The organism is Photobacterium angustum (assembly GCF_002954615.1).
Classification (GTDB): Bacteria; Pseudomonadota; Gammaproteobacteria; order Enterobacterales; family Vibrionaceae; genus Photobacterium; species Photobacterium angustum_A.
Map to the genome: position 1 here is coordinate 1,332,067 of NZ_MSCJ01000003.1, position 23,192 is coordinate 1,355,258.

At 36.7% G+C, this 23,192-nt stretch carries 25 protein-coding genes and 1 pseudogene; 13 read left to right on the forward strand and 13 right to left on the reverse strand.

Annotation, left to right across the window (positions count from 1 at the left end):
• Positions 1 to 7 precede the first annotated feature (7 nt).
• On the reverse strand, positions 8 to 214 hold the full coding sequence (locus BTO08_RS20780) for a DUF2986 domain-containing protein (RefSeq protein WP_039871979.1): 207 nt from the start codon (positions 212 to 214) through the stop codon (positions 8 to 10).
• Positions 215 to 389: 175 nt separating this feature from the next.
• On the opposite strand from BTO08_RS20780, the gene BTO08_RS20785 reads away from it, so the two are divergent.
• Positions 390 to 1,007 carry a DJ-1/PfpI family protein gene (locus tag BTO08_RS20785; protein WP_105062466.1) on the forward strand — a complete coding sequence of 206 codons (618 nt, stop codon included), beginning with the start codon at positions 390 to 392 and terminating at the stop codon, positions 1,005 to 1,007.
• Between the two features lie 3 nt (positions 1,008 to 1,010).
• Here the strand turns inward: BTO08_RS20785 and BTO08_RS20790 are convergent, their stop codons facing one another.
• The 5 genes and pseudogenes from BTO08_RS20790 to BTO08_RS20810 form a co-directional block, all read right to left on the reverse strand.
• Entirely contained in the window at positions 1,011 to 1,358 is a 348-nt protein-coding gene (locus tag BTO08_RS20790; protein WP_105062467.1) for a DUF1840 domain-containing protein, read from the reverse strand.
• 51 nt (positions 1,359 to 1,409) lie between these two features.
• Positions 1,410 to 2,003, reverse strand: coding sequence for a rhomboid family intramembrane serine protease (locus BTO08_RS20795; RefSeq protein ID WP_105062468.1), 594 nt, complete (start codon positions 2,001 to 2,003; stop codon positions 1,410 to 1,412).
• Between the two features lie 355 nt (positions 2,004 to 2,358).
• Positions 2,359 to 3,837, reverse strand: coding sequence for an aerolysin family beta-barrel pore-forming toxin (locus BTO08_RS20800; RefSeq protein ID WP_105062469.1), 1,479 nt, complete (start codon positions 3,835 to 3,837; stop codon positions 2,359 to 2,361).
• A gap of 472 nt (positions 3,838 to 4,309) precedes the next feature.
• Positions 4,310 to 4,604 (reverse strand): annotated as a pseudogene (locus tag BTO08_RS22570) (winged helix-turn-helix domain-containing protein); the annotation flags it as partial.
• Between the two features lie 444 nt (positions 4,605 to 5,048).
• Positions 5,049 to 5,522 (reverse strand): hypothetical protein, encoded by a 474-nt coding sequence (locus BTO08_RS20810; RefSeq protein ID WP_105062471.1) that lies wholly within the window; start codon positions 5,520 to 5,522, stop codon positions 5,049 to 5,051.
• Between the two features lie 280 nt (positions 5,523 to 5,802).
• Here BTO08_RS20810 and BTO08_RS20815 point away from each other — a divergent pair, with 280 nt between their 5' ends.
• A complete protein-coding gene (locus tag BTO08_RS20815) occupies positions 5,803 to 5,991 on the forward strand; it encodes a hypothetical protein (RefSeq protein ID WP_105062472.1) in 189 nt (62 codons plus the stop codon).
• A 95-nt stretch (positions 5,992 to 6,086) separates the two neighbouring features.
• On the opposite strand, the gene aroG is transcribed toward BTO08_RS20815, so the two are convergent.
• On the reverse strand, positions 6,087 to 7,139 hold the full coding sequence (gene aroG, locus BTO08_RS20820; protein ID WP_105062473.1) for a 3-deoxy-7-phosphoheptulonate synthase AroG: 1,053 nt from the start codon (positions 7,137 to 7,139) through the stop codon (positions 6,087 to 6,089).
• Between the two features lie 446 nt (positions 7,140 to 7,585).
• On the opposite strand from aroG, the gene BTO08_RS20825 reads away from it, so the two are divergent.
• The 5 genes from BTO08_RS20825 to BTO08_RS20845 all read left to right on the forward strand — a co-directional run bounded on the left by BTO08_RS20825 (position 7,586) and on the right by BTO08_RS20845 (position 11,749).
• Positions 7,586 to 8,326 carry an amino acid ABC transporter ATP-binding protein gene (locus tag BTO08_RS20825; RefSeq protein ID WP_105062474.1) on the forward strand — a complete coding sequence of 247 codons (741 nt, stop codon included), beginning with the start codon at positions 7,586 to 7,588 and terminating at the stop codon, positions 8,324 to 8,326.
• A gap of 7 nt (positions 8,327 to 8,333) precedes the next feature.
• A complete protein-coding gene (locus tag BTO08_RS20830; RefSeq protein WP_105062475.1) occupies positions 8,334 to 9,152 on the forward strand; it encodes an amino acid ABC transporter permease in 819 nt (272 codons plus the stop codon).
• A gap of 32 nt (positions 9,153 to 9,184) precedes the next feature.
• Positions 9,185 to 9,997 (forward strand): transporter substrate-binding domain-containing protein, encoded by an 813-nt coding sequence (locus BTO08_RS20835; protein ID WP_105062476.1) that lies wholly within the window; start codon positions 9,185 to 9,187, stop codon positions 9,995 to 9,997.
• Between the two features lie 4 nt (positions 9,998 to 10,001).
• On the forward strand, positions 10,002 to 10,937 hold the full coding sequence (locus BTO08_RS20840; RefSeq protein WP_105062477.1) for an amino acid ABC transporter permease: 936 nt from the start codon (positions 10,002 to 10,004) through the stop codon (positions 10,935 to 10,937).
• A gap of 479 nt (positions 10,938 to 11,416) precedes the next feature.
• A complete protein-coding gene (locus tag BTO08_RS20845; RefSeq protein WP_173425646.1) occupies positions 11,417 to 11,749 on the forward strand; it encodes a DMT family transporter in 333 nt (110 codons plus the stop codon).
• Between the two features lie 78 nt (positions 11,750 to 11,827).
• Here BTO08_RS20845 and BTO08_RS20850 read toward each other — a convergent pair whose 3' ends face one another.
• Together BTO08_RS20850 and BTO08_RS20855 are read right to left on the reverse strand one after the other, a co-directional pair.
• Positions 11,828 to 12,331 (reverse strand): GNAT family N-acetyltransferase, encoded by a 504-nt coding sequence (locus BTO08_RS20850; protein WP_105062478.1) that lies wholly within the window; start codon positions 12,329 to 12,331, stop codon positions 11,828 to 11,830.
• 27 nt (positions 12,332 to 12,358) lie between these two features.
• The gene (locus tag BTO08_RS20855) at positions 12,359 to 13,048 is read right to left on the reverse strand and encodes an SDR family oxidoreductase (RefSeq protein WP_105062705.1); all 690 of its coding nucleotides are present in this window, start codon (positions 13,046 to 13,048) and stop codon (positions 12,359 to 12,361) included.
• Between the two features lie 195 nt (positions 13,049 to 13,243).
• Here BTO08_RS20855 and BTO08_RS20860 point away from each other — a divergent pair, with 195 nt between their 5' ends.
• From BTO08_RS20860 to BTO08_RS20875, 4 genes are read left to right on the forward strand one after another with little or no spacing between them, the layout of a single operon-like run.
• Complete coding sequence (locus BTO08_RS20860; protein WP_277949271.1) at positions 13,244 to 14,155, forward strand: metal ABC transporter substrate-binding protein; 912 nt, start codon at positions 13,244 to 13,246, stop codon at positions 14,153 to 14,155.
• The gene (locus tag BTO08_RS20865) at positions 14,155 to 15,015 is read left to right on the forward strand and encodes a manganese/iron ABC transporter ATP-binding protein (RefSeq protein WP_105062479.1); all 861 of its coding nucleotides are present in this window, start codon (positions 14,155 to 14,157) and stop codon (positions 15,013 to 15,015) included. Before BTO08_RS20860 ends, BTO08_RS20865 begins: the two co-directional genes overlap by 1 nt.
• Positions 15,016 to 15,029: 14 nt before the next feature.
• Positions 15,030 to 15,920 (forward strand): metal ABC transporter permease, encoded by an 891-nt coding sequence (locus BTO08_RS20870; RefSeq protein WP_105062480.1) that lies wholly within the window; start codon positions 15,030 to 15,032, stop codon positions 15,918 to 15,920.
• Positions 15,913 to 16,770: a metal ABC transporter permease gene (locus BTO08_RS20875; protein ID WP_105062481.1), complete on the forward strand. Its 858-nt coding sequence runs from the start codon at positions 15,913 to 15,915 to the stop codon at positions 16,768 to 16,770. The genes BTO08_RS20870 and BTO08_RS20875 overlap by 8 nt, the downstream gene beginning before the upstream one ends.
• A gap of 120 nt (positions 16,771 to 16,890) precedes the next feature.
• On the opposite strand, the gene BTO08_RS20880 is transcribed toward BTO08_RS20875, so the two are convergent.
• Positions 16,891 to 17,256, reverse strand: a complete 366-nt coding sequence (locus tag BTO08_RS20880; protein WP_005364552.1) for a DUF3703 domain-containing protein — start codon at positions 17,254 to 17,256, stop codon at positions 16,891 to 16,893.
• A 273-nt stretch (positions 17,257 to 17,529) separates the two neighbouring features.
• Here BTO08_RS20880 and BTO08_RS20885 point away from each other — a divergent pair, with 273 nt between their 5' ends.
• Positions 17,530 to 18,342: a DUF2797 domain-containing protein gene (locus BTO08_RS20885; RefSeq protein ID WP_005364550.1), complete on the forward strand. Its 813-nt coding sequence runs from the start codon at positions 17,530 to 17,532 to the stop codon at positions 18,340 to 18,342.
• Positions 18,343 to 18,435: 93 nt separating this feature from the next.
• Here the strand turns inward: BTO08_RS20885 and BTO08_RS20890 are convergent, their stop codons facing one another.
• The 3 genes from BTO08_RS20890 to BTO08_RS20900 form a co-directional block, all read right to left on the reverse strand.
• Entirely contained in the window at positions 18,436 to 19,071 is a 636-nt protein-coding gene (locus BTO08_RS20890) for a RimK/LysX family protein (RefSeq protein WP_242446316.1), read from the reverse strand.
• An 87-nt stretch (positions 19,072 to 19,158) separates the two neighbouring features.
• On the reverse strand, positions 19,159 to 20,055 hold the full coding sequence (locus BTO08_RS20895) for a phosphotransferase (protein WP_105062482.1): 897 nt from the start codon (positions 20,053 to 20,055) through the stop codon (positions 19,159 to 19,161).
• A gap of 382 nt (positions 20,056 to 20,437) precedes the next feature.
• Complete coding sequence (locus tag BTO08_RS20900) at positions 20,438 to 20,905, reverse strand: GNAT family N-acetyltransferase (protein WP_105062483.1); 468 nt, start codon at positions 20,903 to 20,905, stop codon at positions 20,438 to 20,440.
• Between the two features lie 148 nt (positions 20,906 to 21,053).
• On the opposite strand from BTO08_RS20900, the gene BTO08_RS20905 reads away from it, so the two are divergent.
• Positions 21,054 to 22,982: an alpha/beta hydrolase family protein gene (locus BTO08_RS20905; protein ID WP_105062484.1), complete on the forward strand. Its 1,929-nt coding sequence runs from the start codon at positions 21,054 to 21,056 to the stop codon at positions 22,980 to 22,982.
• Positions 22,983 to 23,192: the final 210 nt, after the last annotated feature.

The window sequence follows — 23,192 nt, forward strand, 5'->3', positions numbered from 1 at the left end:
TACGTAACTATGAAACCGTTGTTTCTGTACTCATAGTTTCAGTTTCTGATGGTGAAATAGTTTCTTCGGCAGACACTTGTTGTGCTGCTTCAGCGTCTAACTTGGCACGTTCCGCTTTAGAGATGTAACGAGGCTTATTACTTTTATGTAACTTAGCATTTGCCTTTTTCATTCTCTTTTTAAGCGTTTCGTTAATTTTCTTTTTTCTGTTCATAATCGCGCCAGCTGATATTTTCATCATTTTTAAACAAGGCGCTGATTGTAATGGTTCAGCGCTGAATAACAAGCTTTATCCATCAACAGGCCTCGAAAACCATCTCAATATCGGACAAATGGTTTCAAAATCTTAGCTATGCTAATCGTTAAAAGACATACAATAGGTGATAACAATGAAAAAACCACAAACAGTCACACTATTTTTGTTTGATGATTTTCAACTGCTTGATGCTTTTGGACCATTACAAATGTTTGGCTTGTTACCGGATATTTATCACACTCAAACAATCTCTGTTGATGGAAAAGCAATCTTAAGCCAACAACATATCTCTATTACAACGCAATTAAGTTTTAGCGATACGTTTAACTCTGATATTTTGCTCATTCCCGGTGGCAGTGGGATTAAATCCGTCATTGACGATCCCACTGTGTTGTTCTGGTTGAAACGCATTGCACCTAAACAAAAATTAATCTGCTCTGTTTGCACTGGCTCAGCATTATTAGCAAATGCGGGATTACTCAACTATTGCCAAGCAACGACAAATAAAAAACAATTTCATTGGGTTAAAGAACTTGGACACCATGTAGATTGGCAATCGTCAGCTCGATGGGTGCGAGACAGCAATATCTTTACTGCCTCAGGCTGTTCGTCAGGTTTAGATATGGCATTAGCAATTATTGCCTACCAATTTGGTGACAGTGTTGCACGAAAAGTCGCTGTTGATGCAGAGTATTTATGGCAAAACGATCCTGACGATGACCCTTTTGCTCCGCTACATATTGTTCAATAGTTTCTATTCCCACATTACATAGCTTTTTTCATTTACTGCTGATTCTAATAATGTAATCAAAGGCATAGCCCGTACTGATAAACAAATTTCAGGCTCAAATTCATCATCATCTAAGTCGGCATCAAGCGGATTTGGCTCGATTGCGGAGTCAGCAGTAATACCATTCTGCTTATTCTCTTGCTTAGCTTTATTAATATCATCTTTTAGGTTTTTTAACGCTTGTGCGATATCTTCTTCGCGAATAGCGCCAGGGACTGTTTCGCAGAACCCCATCATATGAATCAATTGCTGTGCGATATCACCAAACATTGTAATATCGTTACTTCCTTTACTATGAAATGTAATTAGCATAACTCACCTATCCTTTTCTTATTCATATAGCTATTAGACCATTATATTCTGTTAGGGTTTCTGATCGTAATGGCAATTTAATTTTTCACGGTCTTTTTTTCCAAGAAAGTAACCAATAAAGCCACCAGCTATAGCACCAAATAAATGGCTTTCAAAGCTCACCAAATAATTAAACGGGAAGACACCCCAAATCATCGAGCTAAAATAAACCAGCACTAAAAATGTAATAATTAATGACATGATACTTCTTAAGACTAAACCATAGATAAGCAAGTAGCCCCAAATGCCATAAATGATACCACTTAATCCGACATGATAACTGATGCGCCCAAACAACCAGACACTGATACTGCCGAATAACCAGCACAACAAAATGACATTAATTAACCGAGCAACACCATTAACCCCTACCCCAAGAGCCAGTAGTGTGAAAGAAGTAAGATTAAAAATTAAATGAGACCAACTGCCGTGGATAAAGGGATAAAACATAATATTGCTGAGATGACTAACATGGCGAGGTAATAAACCGTAGCTGTTTAATGCGCCATTGAAACTGTAATTGATAATAAAAGCAGCAAACGAAATCCCCCAAAAGAATAGAATGACAAAAAAAACATCTCGCCACTTCTTTTTAAAGTCAGACATAAAAAATACACCACGGATTAAAATACATAAATGTAACGTAACATTATCCCTACTATTATAGCTAACTATCTTATGTCTGATTGATAGGTTAAAAACAGAACATACTCCACACGCACACTTCAAGCATTAGACATTACATTTAAGAATAACCAACAACTAAAATTATCACAGAAGGATCATGGATGAAGTTTGTTATTTCTTTATGAAAAAATAAAAACAAGCAAAACAAATATAATAAAACTGCCGTTTACTTATTTAAGAATAACACCAATAAAACGGTTTGTTTTTCACAAATATAAAGCCCGCAACGCGTAGTTACGGGCAAACAGTGAATGATAGTTATTCTATGATGACGTTAATTTACCGCATGTACGCTCAATTCTGCATTAGTAAAACCTAATGAATTAAGTTCATCAGCATCAAAATTCGATGTTACCTCTACATTACCAGCACGCAGGGTCGTAACATTATCTTTTAATGATAGAGAGCTTTTGTCTATAGGCTGCGCTTTACCAATATCCATAGTGCCAGCATATTGAGACTCGGCAGAAAAATCACCGGATACAAAAGAATGGAAAGGACGCAAACTCATACCAAGAGCAGATTGAATATTGCCCAGTCCGATTTCATTAATCGCCCAAGTCCAATCCCACCATTGCACTTCATTTGGAATATATCGATGTTCCCATTGATAAGGAATGTTCGTGGGCTTATCACTGCCACGTCCAACGGTAAACGTATAACTCATGTTTGGGCGATTTTCTGGATGTGTATTCCACGCATTACCTCCCCAGCGAAGAAATCCATTGAAATTGACGTCGTAACTTACATCTGCGTTAAATTGGTAAGGGTAAGCAATGGATGAGAGATATAAATCGACGCGAACTGGTATGATTGAGTGAGGTGGCACCGTTGGTTGTGCTTCTAACGAAACTTGCTCACTGGTTGATTCGCCTTTGGATTGTGAAAAGCTTTTATTTGCCTCAATGCTAATATTCAGCCTTGTCGTTCCGACGAGTGGCCAATTGAAAGCATCTTCAGTTGTTACTCTTGCAGAAAACCCGTAATTATCAGTCTTTGACCACGTTGTTGACTCATCCAACTTTAAGCTAACGGAAATTTTCTGATCTTGATCACTGTCGTTTCTCGCTAACGCGGTAATGGTTTTTACTAGTTTTTTGTCTGATTCAGTAACATCGCCATGCCAGAAACTGTCATCATCTAAACGATAGGCAAAATTATTTACTGTGATTTTAGTCTTTTCATCACACCTGTAACCTGTACACTTTCCAATATCATTTCCTTGGATAACCCAGTCATCACCGATATGTTGAATGTTCATATCTTCACCAGCGTATTGAGCATGGTTGCCACCAACCCATGCATAACCCAGATAATCAGCAAGTCGGCTTAAAGGACGAATAAAATTATCTTGGTCATGTAATAATGCATATTGAACATCGATTTCATCCCCTTCAGGTAACTCAATATCAGTATACTTAGGGATTTCTGTATGGTTTTCATCAGGATAACAAAAAGTGTTGGGAGGGCTAGTTCCTGCTGGTTGTTGTTTTATCAAACCTTTGTAACCCGGCCCCATAACGACCCATAATCCTTTTAGCGAGACGATTTGCCAGTCATCCATAAAAGGAAGAAGATATTTTACATGCTCCCCTGCTTCATAATGGTCAAGAGGGTGGTAGCCTGCTCGACAAACATTTGAACCTAAGTGATCCAATACAATTTGATCAGGGTAGACCTTCTGCGCATATACACTACTTGTTAAGGTTGGAAGGATAGTAACTAACAATATACTTATGTAGATACTTCGCATGATCAATCCTCATATATTAATTTTGATGAGATACTCAAAGTAGAGCTATATAAGCTTTTCATATTAATAAATTTAGTAACAATGAAATTAATTGAAATTTTATACCTATAATTATCAGTAGGTTATAAGTGGAATTAAAAGTCATAAATCAGTTTTTATATAAAGCTTATAACTAATAAAATGAATTATGATTAAAGTGACTTTTTAAGATTTAATTCCAAAATTTTGTAATTAGGATAATCGTTTAATAAGCCAACCCTTGGTTTATTTATCAACGCGTTCATTTCAAGTGCTGTATTAATGCTATGACCTTTATTGACTGTTACGAGTAGCGTGGATATTAAAATGACAAATAAAAAAAATGAACAGACTAAAGGCCGATATCCCTTTCCATGATTGCTTCGCCGTGTAAAGTCAGTTGCAAACTCCTTATTTTTTTCACCTTTCTCTATCGGTATTTTAGCATTAAGCACTTCATCAAATAACACACCTTCAATTAAACGGTATCCAACTTTAGGTACTGTCACTATTGGTGATTCCTTAATACCTAGCTTTATCAGTGAGAGTCTAATTTTGCTGATACTTTTTGCTAATGATGTTTCGCCAATACATTCACTGCCCCAGGCAAACTGAATAATATCTTTCTTTGAGACTACATTAGGAGAGTGTTTAAGCAAGAGATAAAGAATCTGTGAATCTCGATATCCAATTTTTAATATTTTCTTACGATTAGAAAGCGTATTTTGTATAGGATTATATAATATCATGTGACTCCCCCGTAACTAAATCAATAAAGAGAAGATAGATGTATTTTTTATAATTATCATATATAGATATAGTTGAGTGTGATCAAGCTTAAACTTTATCTATCTCATTAATTTAAAGAAAACAAAGACATTAATAGAAAACCAGCATTTATATATTTGTAAGGGAAGATTAATAATTAGATATAATTATTAATAAAGATGAACAGCAATGGGCAGTTGAAATAATTAATGTTGCTTCATAATATATAGCCTTTAGATAAAATAAAGCGTCTAAGTGCTACCCGTTATTTAATAAAAAATAACAACATAGTGCTCTTCCATTTATTTCTCATCGAGTCATCTCTTTAATTAGCTGTAGATTCTACAGCTAATTTTTAACGTTTTCCTAATACCTGAAAAATACACCATAGATGCTTTCACAGCCCTAAAGCACATCATTCAGACTTAATAACCAAAAGCAGTCGCGACCTGTAACCAACTCTGTTGTGTTTGCTGATCGTGTTCGACTGAAGGTAAAAACTCAAGAACATGAATTATTGATGCATTTCCGCCAGAATGACAATCCGTACGCAGTTGGTTTAATTCTGCAGTAAACAGCGGCATATTATTTTGTTTATCCACACACCAATTGTCTACAACTTTACCACTGTGCTGTAAGCAATAGCTTGATACTAGGCGTCGGAATTGTTGTTGATGATTATCTTCAGAATCACAAACGGTATTTTCGTAATTCGCATAGCCCAGTACAGGATGATAAACCGTAATCCCCTGCTGCTGTGTTTGTGATAATTCATAATTATCAACCGTCTCAATAAAACTTGTTGTTGACTCTAATGGTTTTGAAACGATTTCAGCTTGTATCATCAATGGACTTAATAAAAATACACCGTACAGCACGCTTAATATCAAACTCTTCATACACACCGACCTATCGCTTATTGGTATACACAGTTTCAATCAATAACTACCATATCACTGTATATTGTTATAGCAGATATATTTATAAGCATATAAATTTAATGATATTTTTCATTTTTAGATAGCGAAAATATTGTCAACAAATCTGTACATTACAAAAGCCGCTATAATTACAATATTCATTTTAGATATATTTCTTACTATTAAGACAATTAATCCACACTCAATAAGATACAGTATTCATATGTAGCTATCACATATATTTGTTTGGAGTCGATATATGGAAGATAAAACACTTATTGCGGATACTCATGGCATCCTTGAAGCTTTCATTGAAAATGGATTACATCGTAGATACCCTATTTATTGCCAATTTCCTCATTGCGAGAGCTTGATAGAAAAGCACCAATACGATGAAAGCTATGATATTGAATTTAATGATGGTTATCGACATTATAATGAGAAATGATTTTAATTCAGTATGTTATGAATCAAGATTTGCTATAAAAAAGACATAAAAAAACCGATGCTTATAAACATCGGTTTTTATTAATATACATGTTGTTACGCTTGGCGGCGCTTTTGTACATCTGATGCTAATTGTCGAAGTACTTTTTCAGTATCTTCCCAACCAATGCAGGCATCTGTAATGCTTTGACCGTAAGTCGGTTCAACACCTTCAACAATATCCTGACGACCTTCAACAAGGTGACTTTCAATCATCACACCAAAGATAGATTTGTTACCACTCGCAATTTGCTCACCAACATCTTGTGATACTAGTGGCTGACGATCAAATTTTTTCAAGCTATTTGCATGGCTAAAATCGATCATCACTTTAGAACGGTGACCAGCACCTTCAAGTTGATCTGTCACTGCTTTAACGTGCTCTGCGCTATAATTTGGCTCTTTACCACCACGAAGGATAATATGGCAATCTTCATTACCTGCCGTTGATACAATCGCAGAATGGCCGTATTTAGTCACCGATAAAAAGTGGTGAGGCGCACTTGCCGAACCTACAGCGTCTGTTGCAATTTTAATATTGCCATCTGTACCGTTTTTAAAGCCTACTGGACATGACAAACCTGATGCAAGTTCACGGTGAACCTGAGATTCAGTAGTACGTGCACCAATTGCGCCCCAACTGATCAAATCTCCCATGTATTGAGGTGTGATCATGTCAAGGAATTCGCCTGCCGTTGGTAGGCCTGATTCAGTTAAATCAAGAAGTAGTTTACGACCAATACGTAAACCATCATTTAGTTGGAAACTGTTATCCATGTAAGGGTCATTGATCAACCCTTTCCAACCCACTGTTGTACGTGGCTTTTCAAAATAAACACGCATAACAATTTCTAAATCAGCGTTAAGCTCATCGCGTAGTGTTTTTAGCTTTTTACCGTACTCTACTGCCGCATCAGTATCATGTATAGAACAAGGTCCAACAATGACAAGAAGACGGTCATCTTCATCATTTAAGATATTATGAATGGCATTTCGAGCTTGATATACTGTTTCTGAAGCTGTTTCTGAAGCAGAAAATTTTTCCAGTATTGCAACTGGTGGTAATAGTTCTTTGATCTCGCTAATGCGGACATCATCTGTTTTATGCATGCTTATACTTCCCGTATCGCTACACTACGTCTATGTCGGTCAATCGATGTAGTGTACTTATCTCCAAATAGTCGTTTCTTAACTTATCGCCTTAACCCTTTTTGTGCAATGGATTATTGACAGTTAAGTCGACATTTTTTAACTCAGCAACAACTTAGATGTATCCAACCTACCCAATAAAATTTAACAAAACATTCAATATGCCACTTAACACACATTAAAGATCATATATGGTATATTCCTAGATTATTGAGGAATTACAACAGAACACTTTATGCCCACTCAGACATGGGATATTGATCTAAATTATCAGTTGTTCCGTTAGTAATTCATTGCTATATAATATTGAAATATAGTGTTAATTTTAATTTACGATGGCGTAACATAAAACCATTACTATTTACCGCTTACATTGCAAACAACAATTTTATTAGTCGAGGTACGTCTTGTTAGCTAAAGACGAGATAATTACATTTAAAGAAGTAAACAAGTGGTATGGCGATTTTCATGCGCTAAAATCGATCAATTTGAGCATTCATAAAGGTGAACGATTAGTTATCTGTGGCCCATCTGGATCAGGTAAGTCGACTCTTATTCGTTGTATAAATGGACTGGAGCAATATGACTCGGGGCAAATTACAGTAAATAGTCACTTGTTAGATTCAAAGAATTTAAAAGCTGTTCGTGGCAAAGTTGGTATGGTTTTCCAACATTTTAATCTTTTTCCTCATATGACAGTTTTAGATAATTTAACACTTGCTCCTCGTCGAGCATTAGGGATGTCAAAGGCTGAGGCCGAAACGCTAGCAATTCAATACCTAGAGCGTGTCCATATTGCTCACCAAGCCAATAAGTTCCCTGGGCAACTATCCGGCGGACAACAACAACGTGTTGCTATTGCTCGCTCCCTTTGCATGAAACCCGATATTCTTTTGTTTGATGAACCCACTTCTGCATTAGATCCTGAAATGATTCATGAAGTATTAGATGTAATGAAGGAATTAGCAGATGAAGGTATTACAATGGTATGCGTGACCCATGAAATGGGGTTTGCTCGCAAAGTAGCAGATCGTGTGGTTTTTATGGATGAGGGTGAAATCGTCGAAATTGCTCCTCCTGCACTTTTATTTGACCAACCACAAAATGCAAGAACCCAGTCTTTTCTTAGAAAAATTCTAAGTTACTGAGGTAAAAATGATAACTAAACCTCAGTCAACATCGGCTATCGTCAAAATACTTAAACCTGTTGTCAGTGGGTTATTGCAGATTACTGTTATTGTATTGGCCATTGTATGGTTACTAAATAGCGGTGCTGATGCGATGAATTATAATTGGCAATGGTACCGTGTTCCTCAGTATCTATTTTTTAAAGAAGACGGTGAGTGGTTTTCTGCCGAGCTTATTGATGGTTTACTCATCACCATCAAAATATCAGCCATTAGCCTTATCTTTACAATTATTTTTGGCTTAGTAACCGCGCTTTTACGTTTATCTCAATCTATTGTTGGTCGCGCTCTTGCACGTGGATATATTGAAGTTATTCGTAATACCCCACTACTTGTCCAAATTTATCTGCTGTATTTTGTATTTGGTCCGGTATTAGGATTAGAGCGATTTACTACAGCCGTATTAGCACTTTCATTATTTCAAGGAGCCTATACCGCAGAGATATTTCGTTCAGGTCTAATGAACATTCCTAAAGGGCAATTTGAAGCGGCTGAAAGTCTTGGGTTAAGTAAAGTTGATAGCTATCGATATATAATCTTACCTCAAATGTTACGTCGTATCTTACCAGCGCTAACAAACGAAGCTGTCTCGTTAGTAAAAAATTCCTCTATTGTCAGTATCATGGCTATATTTGATTTAACGACACAAGGACGCGATATAGTCGCTGATACAGCGATGCCCTTTGAAATCTGGTTCACAATCGCAGCAATGTACTTATGCATAACGTTGCTTTTATCAGCGTTTGCAACATTGTTAGAACACAAACTTGCGACACCTACTCATTAATTGATCATTTTTAACGATATGGAGACGGAAAAATGAAACGTTTTTTTGCGGTACTGATCACCGCATTAACCCTTTTACTGAGTGCTAGCCATGCATTAGCGGCAGAAAAAAGCACATTAGAACAAATTAAAGAGCGCGGTACATTACGTGTTGGTTTATCAACATTCGTGCCTTGGGCAATGCGTGATAAGCAAGGAGAACTGATTGGTTTTGAAGTTGATGTTGCTAAGCAACTCGCTAAAGATGCCGGTGTAAAAGTTGAATTTATTCCTACTGCATGGGACGGGATTATTCCTGCACTTCTAGCGGGCAAATTTGATGTGATCATTGGCGGTATGTCAATAACACCACAACGTAACTTGAGTGTTCTTTTCACAACTCCTTATTCTCACTCAGGTGTACAACTTGCTGCAAGTAAAGAGCTAGCAGGAGATAAGCTCTCCATTGCTGATTATAATAAGCGTAGTGTGACTTTAGCTGTACGTCGTGGTGCAGTAACAGTTCAAACAGCAAAGAAATACTTTCCTAAAGCGAAACTTCGTCAATTTGACGATGAATCACAAGCATTCCAAGAAGTCTTAAACGGCAATGCGCAAGCGGTATTGGCATCAACGCCAAAACCAGAACAAATGACATTACAATACAAAGATAAGCTATTTCTACCTTTTAAAGAGCGTTTAAGCCAGGGTTCTGAAGGTTTCGCCATTCGACAAGGTGACTTCAACCTACTGAACTTCTTTAATAACTGGATCTTACTTCGCACACAGGATGGCTGGTTAAAAGAGCGTTATGACTATTGGTTTACAACTGTCGATTGGCAGAATCAGGTGAAAGAAGGTCAATAAATTAATGTCTTCCTGCTCAACTACAAAGGAAGCCACATCGCAGCCGAATAAACGTTCGGCTGCTAGCTTTACTTTGCCTCAACTTAAACTTTTAGATTACATCTTACTTTTAGTAGTGGGATGTTTTCTTGGCTGGCTATATTACCGCTCATCAATTGGTATTCATTATCATTGGCAGTGGCAAAAAGCCTTTGATTTAGTTTTTTCATCTAGTCAAAACAATGAGATACCCTATTTTTTTCAAGGCGTAGTCAGCACTATTCGTATAAGCTTATGGGGAATGTTATTTGCCGCTATTTTTGGCTTGCTATTAGCACTCGCTCGCCGCTCTTCACTTCTTTTTTTACGACTACCCGCCAATGCATATATTCAATTAGTACGTAACATACCGCCTTTAGTCTTTGTTTTTATCTTTTACTTTTTTATTTCAAGCCAACTGGTGCCACTACTTGGCTTGAATGATTTGTTTCGTTTTTACAATGGACAAGAGAACGCCTTCCAGTCTTTTCTTTTTGGTAGTAGCCAATTATGGGAAAACTTATTTTCGGGAATTTTATGTGTCGGCCTGATTGCTGCCGCTTATATCGCTGAAGTCATTCGTGCTGGTCTCGATTCAATCGATAACGGACAATGGGAAGCTGCAGATTCGCTAGGCCTATATAAATTTGATCGTTTTCGCTTTGTTATTTTCCCCCAAGCCATTGCAGGGATCGTACCAGCACTTGCAGGTCAATTTATCTCAATTGTGAAAGATTCATCAATTATCTCATTGATCTCGATACAAGAAATAACCTTCGTCGGCAGTGAAATGGCAAATTCATCGGGGTTAATCTTTGAAATTTGGTTACTCGTTGGCGCTGTTTACTTAGTTTTATGCCTATCTTTATCTCTTTTATTCAGCAAATTAGAGAAACGTAGTTTACGTCATCTGCAGCGTTAGTTATGAAAATAAGCCCTGAGTACATATTGATTGAATATATCGTTGTATTCAGGCTTATTTTACTTAAAACTTAATCTACTAAATTAATTTAATACTAACGTTTACTTGTATATAACTCTAATTTGCTTCTGCTTTCTGAATATACAATGCAAATCTTAATCTATATTTCATGGGATATTACAGAGAAAAAATCGCTACCATGCTTTATAAAAAATTAATTAAAAACAAAAAGATAATAATAAATACAATCTTCTAACTATATTTTCTTATGAAATAAAAGCATATTTTTAAGATGTAGTTCTGTTTAGCGTTCCTATAATGATTTATATATCAAAAGTAAAACACCGTACGCTATTATTATTACTAAATAGTAATAATCATTTGTGTAAATATCACTTGGCGAAACCTCTTCTTTGACACTAAAATGCGCATCTCTTATTTAATGGTAGATAATCGTTATGTTTAAACTATTGACATCTATGCCCCCTTTTTTAGCTTTATCTATTGCCATTGTGTTTGAAGTGATCGCAACGTCTTTCATTCCAAAAGCCGAGCAATTTACTAAATTTATACCAAGTGCAGTTGTGCTTGTCGGTTATGCTGTCGCTTTTTTTCTGTTATCTGTCACCGTTAAAACTATGCCTGTTGGCATTGTGTATGCGATTTGGAGTGGCGCTGGGATTGTACTTGTCGCAACGATTAGCTTTTTTCTTTACGGACAACGCTTAGATTTACCCGCAATTGTAGGTATTGGTTTTATTATTGTTGGTGTTTTAATTGTTAACCTGTTGTCGAAAACTGTTGGCCATTAATAAATAACTTCAATAAAAAAGGCAGTAATCATCGCGTAGATTACTGCCTTTTTACTTTTACTTATCCACTTTATCGAATCATGCAGTGTATGTACGTAGCCTCGCCATATGGTATACATTGGCATACTCGCCATTACGAAACGCAAAGTTTTTCGCCTCGCCTTCAATTTCAAAACCATGTTTTTGATAAAGCTTCATTGCAGCAATGTTGTCTGTATAGACTTCTAACTCGATACGTTGAACATTGAGCCATTTATCTGCCAACATCAATGCAGACTGTATCAATTGCCCACCAACACCTCTACCTTGAAATGTCTCTTTAACCCCCATACCAAAGCTAGCTACGTGCCTGCGTCTTGGGTTATCACAAACCGACAGTCCAAGTTGCCCGACAATTTCTCCCTCATATTCCGCTACCAAGCTATAACAGCCTTGAGGTAAGTTTGACAATCGAGACGTCCAACGATCGAGTGAAGGAAATGGGAGTTGAAGTGTACCGCCATAGGCAATTTCAGATTCATAAATAGCTTTAACACCCATAATATCTTTATCTTCGCTATGTCGAATAATGATATTTTCCATTAGTACACTCCTTTTTGTTCAATTAAATTACCACGCGATACGTGTGCCGTCGTAGTTTATAAACTCCCCTGAATGGTTTACTGAAGTGTCTTCAATAACTTCAAATAATCCTCTGGTTGAAGTTTCTATATCAATAAGTGCATTAGGGCCGCCCATCTCTGTTTGCACCCAACCAGGATGTAAAGCAATAACCGTAAACCCCTCGTCACGAAGATCATTGCTTAAACTTTTTACTACAGAATTAAGTGCCGCTTTTGATGAACGATAAATATAACCGCCACCTGAAGTATTCTCTTCCATGCTGCCAACTTTTGAAGATATGCAGGCTATTTTTTTTGTCGTCCCATTTTTGAGTAATGGGTACAAGCTTTCTATTAACTTTAAGGGTGCAATCGTATTTATTTCAAAAACACGACGCCACTCTTCCGCATCAGTCTGACCAAAGCCGTAGCCTTTTGGACCATAATAACCGGCATTATTTATCACAAGATCGAGACTTGGTAATTGCGTAGCTAACTGATCAAGCTGCTCGTAATTAGTTACGTCTAATGAATGAATAATGAGATCTGCATTATGGCTAGCAAGATCTTGCAGATCTACCGCTGTTTCTAATGATCTCGAAGTTGCGTGAACCAACCAGCCTTGCGATAAATACTGCTTCACTAGCCCTAGTCCAATCCCCCGATTAGCTCCTGTTATCAATACGCTTTTTTTCATCATTCATCCCCTAACCATCAATAAAATTTAATATTCCTTATTAATTCAATATACCGATTGAATATGTACAAACAACCTTAAAAGCCGACAAAAGCAAAAAACACCTTATTGATAATAATTATCAATTGCATTTAAGGGTTGCGTTTGTTATAACTTTGAAAAATTTAAATTACTTTCTTTATAGGGATAAAAAGGATGAACTTTCATCAAATGCGACGATTACGATATGTGACAAATACTGTACTGCTATCTGTTGGACTGTTTATGAGTACAGTCAGCCATGCTAATGATAAGTTTAAAGTAATTACAACATTCACAATCATTGCTGACATGGCAAAAAATGTCGCAGGTGACGCCGCTATTGTTGAATCCATTACTAAACCCAATGCGGAAATTCATAATTATCAAGTAACACCTGGCGATCTTAAACGGGCACAAGGTGCTGATTTAATTCTTTATAACGGTTTAAATTTAGAATTGTGGTTTAATAAATTTTTTCAAAATCTCCACAATATTCCATCTGTAACGGTAACTGAAAATATCACGCCACTAAGTATTACTCAGGGGCCTTATAACGGTAAACCTAACCCTCATGCTTGGATGTCACCTGAGAACGGTATTATCTATGTTGAAAATATTCGCCAAGCACTTGTTAAGTATGACCCTAAAAATGCGGATATTTATAATAAAAACGCTCAACAATATACTCAAGAAATTCAGCGAACAATTACACCTATTCGCAATCAGATTAATACCATACCTGTAGATAAACGTTGGCTTGTTACGAGTGAAGGCGCTTTTAGTTATCTTGCTCGTGATTTTGGACTAAAAGAACTGTATTTATGGCCAATTAATGCTGATGCCCAAGGGACACCTCAACAAGTTCGTCAACTGATAGATGCTGTTCGCCAACATCAAATTCATGCGGTTTTCAGTGAAAGTACCGTTTCAGCAAAACCGGCTCAACAAGTAGCACGAGAAACAGGAGCTAACTATGCAGGCGTGCTTTATGTTGATTCCTTGAGTGCTAAAAACGGCCCTGTTCCTACCTATTTAGAGCTAATTAAAGTGACCTCTCAAACCATCGCTAAAGGGCTGAGTTTATAATGATAGGGTTAGATATAAACAATATTACGGTTACATACCGTAACGGACATACCGCTCTTCACAATGCCACATTTAGCGTTCCTCAAGGTTCCATTGCTGCGCTGGTCGGTATGAATGGCAGCGGAAAGTCAACGCTTTTTAAAGCCATTATGGGATTTGTATCCACCAGCCAAGGTAGTGTGACAATCCTTAATAAGACAGTAAAAAAAGCCCTAAAAAGCAATGTAGTTGCCTATGTTCCACAAAGTGAAGATATAGACTGGAACTTCCCTGTTCTGGTTGAAGATGTCGTCATGATGGGGCGTTATGGTTATATGAATATGTTACGTATCCCCAAAAAAATAGATCATGAAAAAGTGAATATCGCTCTCGAGCGGGTCAATATGACTGACTTTCGTAAACGTCAAATCGGAGAACTTTCTGGGGGGCAACGTAAACGGGTATTTCTTGCTCGTGCACTCGCGCAAGAAAGTCAGGTGATATTACTCGATGAACCCTTTACAGGCGTTGATGTTCAAACTGAAGATCAAATTATGGCATTGTTACGCGAACTTCGTAATGAAGGCAAAGTCATGCTTGTCTCCACCCATAATCTTGGCAGTATTCCTGACTTTTGTGACCGTACAATTTTAATTAACAAAACCATTTTGGCGTCAGGAGAAACAACCGAGATTTTCACGCCAGAAAATTTAAAACTCGCATTCGGTGGTGTATTACGACACTTCATTTTATCAGGGAAAGATCTTCACGAAGACGACGATAGCCGTAAATTATCGGTTATTTCCGATCATGAGCGTCCTGTTGTTATGTATGGTGAGAACGGTGAACAGCAATCTCGCTCCCTTTCCCGTCAAAAATAAAAGGAGTGATAATCGTGGACCAATTACTTGAGCCGTTTTTATATAGCTATATGATCAACGCCATGTGGGTTAGTGCGTTAATAGGTGGCGTTTGTGCTTTTCTTTCCTGTTATTTAATGCTGAAGGGCTGGTCACTTATTGGTGATGCACTATCACATTCTATCGTACCCGGTGTTGCCGGCGCTTATATGATAGGGCTCCCCTTTTCTTTTGGTGCCTTTTTTTCTGGCGGTTTAGCGGCTGCTGGTATGTTATTTTTAAGCCAGCGTAGTAAATTAAAAGAAGACGCTGTTATTGGCTTAATTTTTACTGCTTTCTTCGGGCTCGGTTTATTTCTTGTCTCGCTCTATCCTAGTGCGGTTAATATTCAAACTATTGTAATGGGAAATATTCTCGCAATAACCCCAGTAGATACATTACAAATCGTCATCATTGGCTGCCTTTCTCTTTTAGTTTTATGTGTAAAGTGGCGTGATTTCATGGTTGTTTTCTTTGATGAAAACCATGCTAAAACCATTGGGTTATCACCAACATTTTTAAAAATTGTATTTTTTAGTATTTTAAGTGCCTCAACCGTTGCCGCATTGCAAACTGTAGGCGCCTTTTTAGTTATTGCTATGGTTGTAATACCTGGTGCAACTGCTTATTTACTGTCTGACCGTTTCTCAATGGTCATTATCTACAGTGTATTTATTGGTGTGTTCAGCGCTTTTCTTGGTGCATACCTTAGCTATTTTATCAATGGCGCAACAGGCGGGATCATCGTGTTATTACAAACTGTTTTCTTTGGTTTAGCTTTTATATTTGCTCCTAAATATGGTCGATTAGCAACTTATAGAAAAACAAAGCAAGCGTTAAAAAAAGCACAACGTTTTAAGCAAACGAAAGGAGTTCAACATGGCTAATCTAATAGAGACATTGTTATCGCCTTTTGAATTTATTTTTATGCAGCAAGCTTTTCTGATTGTTTTTTTTATCGCGATACCAACCGCATTACTATCTTGTTTTTTAATTCTCAAAGGTTGGTCTTTAATGGGTGATGCCATTTCCCATGCTGTTTTACCGGGGATTGTTATTGCTTATGTGTTATCAATTCCATTTACGATTGGTGCTTTTATCGCAGGTATGTTTTGTGCGTTAACCACAGGGTATTTAAAAGAAAATAGCAGAATTAAAGAAGATACAATTATGGGTGTTGTATTTTCAGCAATGTTCGCGCTCGGTATTGTGATGATGACGAAAATTCATACTAATATTCACTTAGATCACATTCTGTTTGGTGATCCTCTTGGGGCTAGTTGGCGTGATATTACAGAAGCAGGCGCAATTGCACTCATTGTTGGAGCTCTGTGTATTGTTAAAGGTAAAGATTTACTTTTACTTATTTTCGATCATCAACATGCACAAGCCATTGGACTTCCCACCAAAGTATTACATTACGGATTGCTTGCGCTACTCTCGTTCGCAATTGTTACCGCACTTAAAGCCGTTGGCATGATATTAGTGATTTCAATGCTGATTGCGCCTGGAGCAACAGCCTTTATGCTCACCCGCCGTTTTCAAAGCATGATGATAATATCGGTATTCATTTCTATCATAAATTGCTTCTTAGGCGTTTATCTTAGCTTCTTTATCGATAGTGCTCCCGCACCAACAATCATATTATTACTGACAATAAACTTTATTGTAGTGTTTACTTATCACACAATAAAACAGCGAGCTATTGTAAAAAACACGTCCGTAAGTGCAATATAAACAAAGTTACGCTTACTATATTCCATTATGGCTATCAAATCCGATAGCCATTATTCCCAAGAGATCTCAGAATCATTTCACCGTTCAGTGTCGTTTTTTCTAATTAAATTATTAGCTACATTACATTTGTTTCGCGCGAATAATTTGTTGTTGGTGTAAAGCTGAAATAGGTAAACGTTTAAAAGGGCTTACATTACTTCCCCCTGTATTTCCTTCAGGCACAAGACCCACAGCAGTTTTAGTTAATGCGCCAAAGACTCTTAATAACTGCCCTCTTAGCTCTTGGCTATCACCATTACGTCGTGCCCAATACAGCATATGACAATGGATTCTAGTATGCCAGTAAGTAGAATGTTGTCCCAAAACGTGAGCGTTTTCTAAATGGCTGAACTCTAATACTACATCTTTATTACGTCTCGCTTTCCGAGCTAAAGATAATTCTTTTATTACGGCATAAGAGATATTTTGTGAAAATCTATTGAGCATAACTCTTTCCATGATGATGCTTGATATCTATCTCTAACATTAGAGCACACTAATAAATGCACCAGTGTTTACCACTTCCCTCTAGATAACGATCACTTTTTACTTTATAGCATTTACATATTTCACCCATAAAGACTGATTGTTGTGCTGATTGTCTCTCCGATTTAAAACTTCGAAGAGGGAATTCATATTTTTCCGCTGTGCTTTTATAGCCGCTTCCCTCTTTCACCTGCTAAAATCACCGCACTATAAAAACAAACTACTGAGCAATGTATGCAAGGAACATTAAGTAAAATGAAGTCAACGTTAAATGACGTTGTTGACTACCATCTCCCTATCGGTGATCAACAATTGCATTTAAATCCTTTGATTGGTAAGTCACTTAAATTGACTCATACAGGCAATATTTTTTGCCAGTCGTGTGGCAAAAAAACCAAGAAAAGTTACTCTCAAGGTCATTGCTTCCCTTGTATGAAAAAATTAGCGTCATGCGATATGTGCATTATGAAACCTGAAACTTGTCACTACGACAAAGGTACATGCCGTGAGCCACAATGGGGTGAAGAAAATTGCATGGTGCCGCACTATGTTTACCTATCAAATACTTCGGGTTTAAAAGTGGGTATTACTCGACATACCCAACTACCGACACGATGGATTGATCAAGGTGCAACACAGGCACTTGCTGTACTAAAAGTAAAAACACGTCAAATTTCAGGTTTAGTGGAAGTGGCTATTGCAGAGCTTGTCGCTGATAAAACCAACTGGCGTGCAATGCTCAAAGGTGATAATGCTGAGATAGATTTAACAGAAAAAGCCTCGGTTTTATTACCAGAAGTAAAAGCTCGTCTTGCAGAAATCACTGCAGAATATGGTGAAGATGCGATTGAATATCTTGATAACGATATTGTTGATATTCATTTTCCTGTTGATGCCTTCCCAACCAAGATTAGCTCACACAACTTTGATAAAGAGCCTGTGGTTGAAGGTATTTTGCAAGGAATTAAAGGTCAATATCTGATCTTTGATACTGGCGTGATCAACATTCGTAAATTCACCAGCTACGAAGTAATTGCAGAAGCATAAAATATATTTAAGTACTCTCTATCAGAATCAATAGAGAATAAGAACGATAAAAGCGAAGCAACTGTATTCGACTAACCGAATCATACTTCGCTTTTATTTCTTTGCTCGTCCTTGAATATAATCATATTTTCTATTTTGTATCGCGAGATCACGTAAAAAGTTCTCACCTAATACAATACCGTTACCACCATTGATCAGCACATATTCAATTTCTTCATTAATATCGCCAAGTTTGGTTCTTAACTTTACAACAGGTAAGGGTTTATCGCTTTTTTCTGGTACTTTAACTTTTTCAAGAATGGCAAATTTATATTCTTTATCAAGAAGTTTAAACTTAACCCAATCTTTTCCATCACGTTCAAATTCAACTAAATCACTTACACCGATGCGTGAATTTGTTGATACAGGATCAATATAAGCTGCAAAATATTCTGTTGATGAAGGCAGTAAGATCCACTCATGTCGCCCTAAAATAAACAACCCATCTTGAGTTTCTTTCTTTACTGATGAATTTGCTGATTTTGTACTGTTATGTGCAAGGATTAAATCGCTTGAAGCATTAAACTGAGTATCACTGGCATGAGGAAGAGAAAGATCAGAAGACTGACTCAAAGGATCTGGGAAAAAAGAAACACGAAACTTGGATGAAGTAACATGATTATCAGCAAAAGATTGATGACTGACTACCAGTAAAAAAAAAGCAGATATTCGACTTACTTTATTCATCATAAGTTAACCTTTTCGTTATTCTTTTATACCCATACCTTACAAAACATAATACTTACAAGGGGAAATAGGCAACTATTTCCCTCAAACTCATTGCATACTCATGGCTGCTTCAAACTTATTAAACTTATTTGCTAACCAGTTTTCATCATACCAACCCATATTTCGACTGTGTTTCGCATCATCCCACAAACTAAAGAAATAACGTCGTGCTTCAAAGCCATCATCTAACTGACGTTTTTCAATATAGCGTTCGGCGATATGCGTATCACCACGTACATCAAATAAATGGATCACATCGAGTTCACGGTGTTTGAAGCCGCTATCACAAGGATCAAGCAACCCTGCAACTTTAAACGTATTAGGATCAAATAATACATTCGCTAAATGACAATCATCGTGAACGAAAGAAGACGCTTCATGAGCAATAGGTGCTAGTATTTCTCTACGACGTTCCCATAATTCAGTATATTGATCTTTGATCTTTGAACTAAATGGCGATGCTGAACAAGAAAGGTATTTGTATACATCTTTCATCCAGTCATCGAACGCGTTATTAAAATCACCATCAAAGCTTCCATTAGTTAATTCAAAGCCTTGTGGATGATTATGCTCATGTAATGCGAGTAAAATATCAGTGTAATCTTCACGGAATGTCTCTATAGCGAATTTATTATTGGGTAATTCATTCGCAGGTCGACCTTCGAGCCAATCTAGCACGATATAGTCATACCCTTCTTCACGACCAAATAAATAGATCTGCGGTACAGGACAACTCACAATAGAGCGTAACTTCTGTAAACACGCAACTTCTTTACTTATTCGGCCCACTTCTCGTGAAAACTTAACAACAATCTTTGCCTTCCCTGTGGCAAGAAATACAACCCAACCATAAAAGGTTTCCTGAATATCACATACAACAGCTTTTTGTCGGAACATTGCGAAAAACGATTTTTCAGCAATATTTTTTAGCTGGGCTCTATTCATATTTTGTACCTTGGATGTTATCTAGCAACTGTAACCAATAAATACCAAATAAGCATAACCATCTGGTTTTATTGGTTTTTTAATCTTTATTATGGGTTAAGAATGCAACATAACAGCCAATATGACCAGTCGATACAGTAAATAAAACTTAAAATGTTTTACTTTTGGTTACATTTGATTTTTTACAGAGCTTTACCTCCGTACACTAGCTAAAAATTAGCGAATAAAACTCTTTTTTAGCAATAAATAAAAAGTGTGCTCTAATTCACCAAATATAAGCAAAATAAAAAACGATACACAAAGGAATGTGATATATATTTCATTATTCCAAATAAGACTAATGCGAAATACTATCAATTAATAATAACGTAATTCGTTTACCTTAAATGTCATGATACATAATTTCTTGTGGCCCAAATAAACCTCCCAGATAACGTTCACCTGTAAAAGCGAAACCAGCCGTTTCATAACAACGCCTTGCCACTGTATTTTTACAATTTATTGTTAAATAAACCCTTTGATAGTTTGAGTAGTACTTCGCTAAATAAGTAAATAACGCCATTAATGCTTGTTTACCAATACCCTTACCTTGTAATTTTTGGTCTATAACAAAGGTTCGCAAACCAACACAATTTTCAGAGCAAAAATCCACATCACGAAAGTAAGCAATATCTATTTTAAAAAAGCCTACAACATGGCTACCTTGCTTAATGACATGAAGATGCATTGTTGCAGATTCACTTTCTAAAAAATCTTCTGCTGTAGCGGCAAATAGGATTTGATCCTCAAATAAAGACACCGCTTTCACACCCTCTTGATCCTTCTCTGTATATCTCGAAATTACAAGCATATTAAGTCCTATCAACTGCATTTTAAGTAAGCACTATTCCGATCGCAATTTTACTATGAACAGTATGTAAATTATTAACTATTCATAATAAAAGCTTAGTAATTCATTTATTATCTTTTTATATTTAGTTGGCTATATTGAGAGTATAATGAAACTTATACAAACCATATTACTGAGCAGTGCTCTTCTTCTATTAATAACTGGATGCATTCGACCTAAAGAAGCAACACACCAGTCTTTGACAACTCAACAACTACCTATCTTGCTAGATTTTAAAGATCTGACTACAGCAACAAACGGTACACACTCATACCAAGTCTCACCTGATGGTGAGAAATTGGCCTGGCTAAAAGACAGTTTCGACAACAATGGTAACCCTTATACTGCGCTACACTTTAAGAATTTAAAAACTGGTGAAAAAGGTAAATTTAATTACTGGGTTTCATTCTTTGAATGGATGCCTGATAGTCGTAACCTTATTTATGTGCCTCACTTTGACAATATGAAATCTAAAATATTCTTTTTTGACATAGAGCATCCAACACAATTCGTTAAACCTTTTTATGATAAAAACAATCAGATCAATGTTGTCGATTTTTTATTTAACGACCCAGAAAACATTCTTGTTAGGCATAACGGTGGCGATGCTAAAATCTTCAATTTATACCGCTTAAATATTAAAACAAAAAAAGAAACATTATTATTTAAAGTCGATAAAGAATTAACAATAGATGGATTTATTATTGACGACAGAGTTAAAGGTGGGTCAATTTTCGCTTATATCAAAGATAAGAGAAAAATATATAAATTTGGTACAGATAAACTGTTATTTGATGCAGGTAAAAATGGTGAAGTTGCACATGCAATGTTGAATCATAGCAACAATACCCTAACTATTTTAGCTAACAATAATTCCGACAAGACTCAACTTATTGAGCTAGATCTTGCAACAAATGCCGTTAATACCCTTTATTCAAATAAGACTGTTGACGTAGAAAATTATTATTTTGATAGTAATCATGCACCTGCGCTAGCAGCTAGTTACCCTGATTCTCAAGAAGTCGTTACTTTTAACTCTAATTATAAAAAATTAGCCTCTACATTTTATCAAAAAGATAAAAGTGGAATAGTTATTTTTAGCACTGACAGTAAAAATGAGAAATTCACATTAAGCCAGTATAATGAATACGGATATAACATTTATCTCTATGATACGGCTAAAAACAAGAAAGAACTGTTATCACAAAGTAAATCACATCATTACACGCAATTTCTTGCCACCCAAAAGCCTATTCAGTTCACGAGCCGAGATGGTTTAACCCTTAACGGTTATATCACCCTACCTAAGGGCATTAAAGCCAATAATCTTCCAACGGTATTACTGGTTCACGGTGGGCCACATGCTCGTGACTACTGGGGCTTTAATACTGAAGCACAGTTACTTGCCAACCGTGGCTATGCGGTTATTCAAGTTAATTTCAGGGGATCTACAGGTTATGGCTATGCGTTTACATCTTCAGGCTATGGTGAATTCTCTAAAGCCATGCATAACGACCTAATTGATGGTGTGAATTGGGCTGTAGAGCAAGGAATAACAGATCCGAACAATGTCGCAATTATGGGCGCTAGTTACGGTGGATACGCAACCTTAGTCGGTATGACACTGACTCCCGATAAGTTTGCTTGTGGTATTGATATTTTTGGTATTTCGGATCTCGAACTAATGGTAAATAACTTCCCTGAACCATGGAGGCGACATGAAGATATTTGGGTAAACTATATTGGTGATTTCAACGATCCAGATATGAAACAACAGCGTGCACAGCAATCGCCCATCAACTTTATTAATAATATGAATGCACCTCTGTTAGTCATTCAAGGTGACAGTGATGCTGTTGTGATCCCTGAGCACTCTCGTCGTTTTGTTGAAGCGGCAAAGAAAGCAGGAAAAGATGTGCAGTATTGGGAGATGAATAACGTTGGTCATCATTATGGTACCCCTACACAAACAAGGAAACTTGCGAGAAAAGTTGATAATTTCTTAAGCCAATGTATTGGTGGCCGCTCAGCAGGCTAACTATTAATAATAAACGGTGTCATCTCCTTTCGGATGACACCACGTTTTTCTTCTTTTATATTATTGTTCAAACTGATTTTCAAATAGCGACAACATAACTAAAATAAAACAAAAAACACCCAACTATTTGACATATGTTCTGTATTACTAAATTACAGATACTTACAACTCATTATTTAACCATTTCGAATTTATCTCATTATAATCAGT

Coding starts and splice junctions, on each gene's coding strand:
- BTO08_RS20860 (WP_277949271.1), top strand. CDS start 13,244: ATGAACTTTCATCAAATGCGACGATTACGATATGTGACAAATACTGTA.
- BTO08_RS20780 (WP_039871979.1), bottom strand. CDS start 214: ATGAACAGAAAAAAGAAAATTAACGAAACGCTTAAAAAGAGAATGAAA.
- BTO08_RS20845 (WP_173425646.1), top strand. CDS start 11,417: ATGCCCCCTTTTTTAGCTTTATCTATTGCCATTGTGTTTGAAGTGATC.
- BTO08_RS20850 (WP_105062478.1), bottom strand. CDS start 12,331: ATGGAAAATATCATTATTCGACATAGCGAAGATAAAGATATTATGGGT.
- BTO08_RS20835 (WP_105062476.1), top strand. CDS start 9,185: ATGAAACGTTTTTTTGCGGTACTGATCACCGCATTAACCCTTTTACTG.
- BTO08_RS20900 (WP_105062483.1), bottom strand. CDS start 20,905: ATGCTTGTAATTTCGAGATATACAGAGAAGGATCAAGAGGGTGTGAAA.
- BTO08_RS20830 (WP_105062475.1), top strand. CDS start 8,334: ATGATAACTAAACCTCAGTCAACATCGGCTATCGTCAAAATACTTAAA.
- BTO08_RS20905 (WP_105062484.1), top strand. CDS start 21,054: ATGAAACTTATACAAACCATATTACTGAGCAGTGCTCTTCTTCTATTA.
- BTO08_RS20795 (WP_105062468.1), bottom strand. CDS start 2,003: ATGTCTGACTTTAAAAAGAAGTGGCGAGATGTTTTTTTTGTCATTCTA.
- BTO08_RS20865 (WP_105062479.1), top strand. CDS start 14,155: ATGATAGGGTTAGATATAAACAATATTACGGTTACATACCGTAACGGA.
- BTO08_RS20815 (WP_105062472.1), top strand. CDS start 5,803: ATGGAAGATAAAACACTTATTGCGGATACTCATGGCATCCTTGAAGCT.
- BTO08_RS20895 (WP_105062482.1), bottom strand. CDS start 20,055: ATGAATAGAGCCCAGCTAAAAAATATTGCTGAAAAATCGTTTTTCGCA.
- BTO08_RS20880 (WP_005364552.1), bottom strand. CDS start 17,256: ATGCTCAATAGATTTTCACAAAATATCTCTTATGCCGTAATAAAAGAA.
- BTO08_RS20810 (WP_105062471.1), bottom strand. CDS start 5,522: ATGAAGAGTTTGATATTAAGCGTGCTGTACGGTGTATTTTTATTAAGT.
- BTO08_RS20885 (WP_005364550.1), top strand. CDS start 17,530: ATGCAAGGAACATTAAGTAAAATGAAGTCAACGTTAAATGACGTTGTT.
- BTO08_RS20840 (WP_105062477.1), top strand. CDS start 10,002: ATGTCTTCCTGCTCAACTACAAAGGAAGCCACATCGCAGCCGAATAAA.
- BTO08_RS20785 (WP_105062466.1), top strand. CDS start 390: ATGAAAAAACCACAAACAGTCACACTATTTTTGTTTGATGATTTTCAA.
- BTO08_RS20890 (WP_242446316.1), bottom strand. CDS start 19,071: ATGATGAATAAAGTAAGTCGAATATCTGCTTTTTTTTTACTGGTAGTC.
- aroG (WP_105062473.1), bottom strand. CDS start 7,139: ATGCATAAAACAGATGATGTCCGCATTAGCGAGATCAAAGAACTATTA.
- BTO08_RS20875 (WP_105062481.1), top strand. CDS start 15,913: ATGGCTAATCTAATAGAGACATTGTTATCGCCTTTTGAATTTATTTTT.
- BTO08_RS20855 (WP_105062705.1), bottom strand. CDS start 13,048: ATGAAAAAAAGCGTATTGATAACAGGAGCTAATCGGGGGATTGGACTA.
- BTO08_RS20800 (WP_105062469.1), bottom strand. CDS start 3,837: ATGCGAAGTATCTACATAAGTATATTGTTAGTTACTATCCTTCCAACC.
- BTO08_RS20790 (WP_105062467.1), bottom strand. CDS start 1,358: ATGCTAATTACATTTCATAGTAAAGGAAGTAACGATATTACAATGTTT.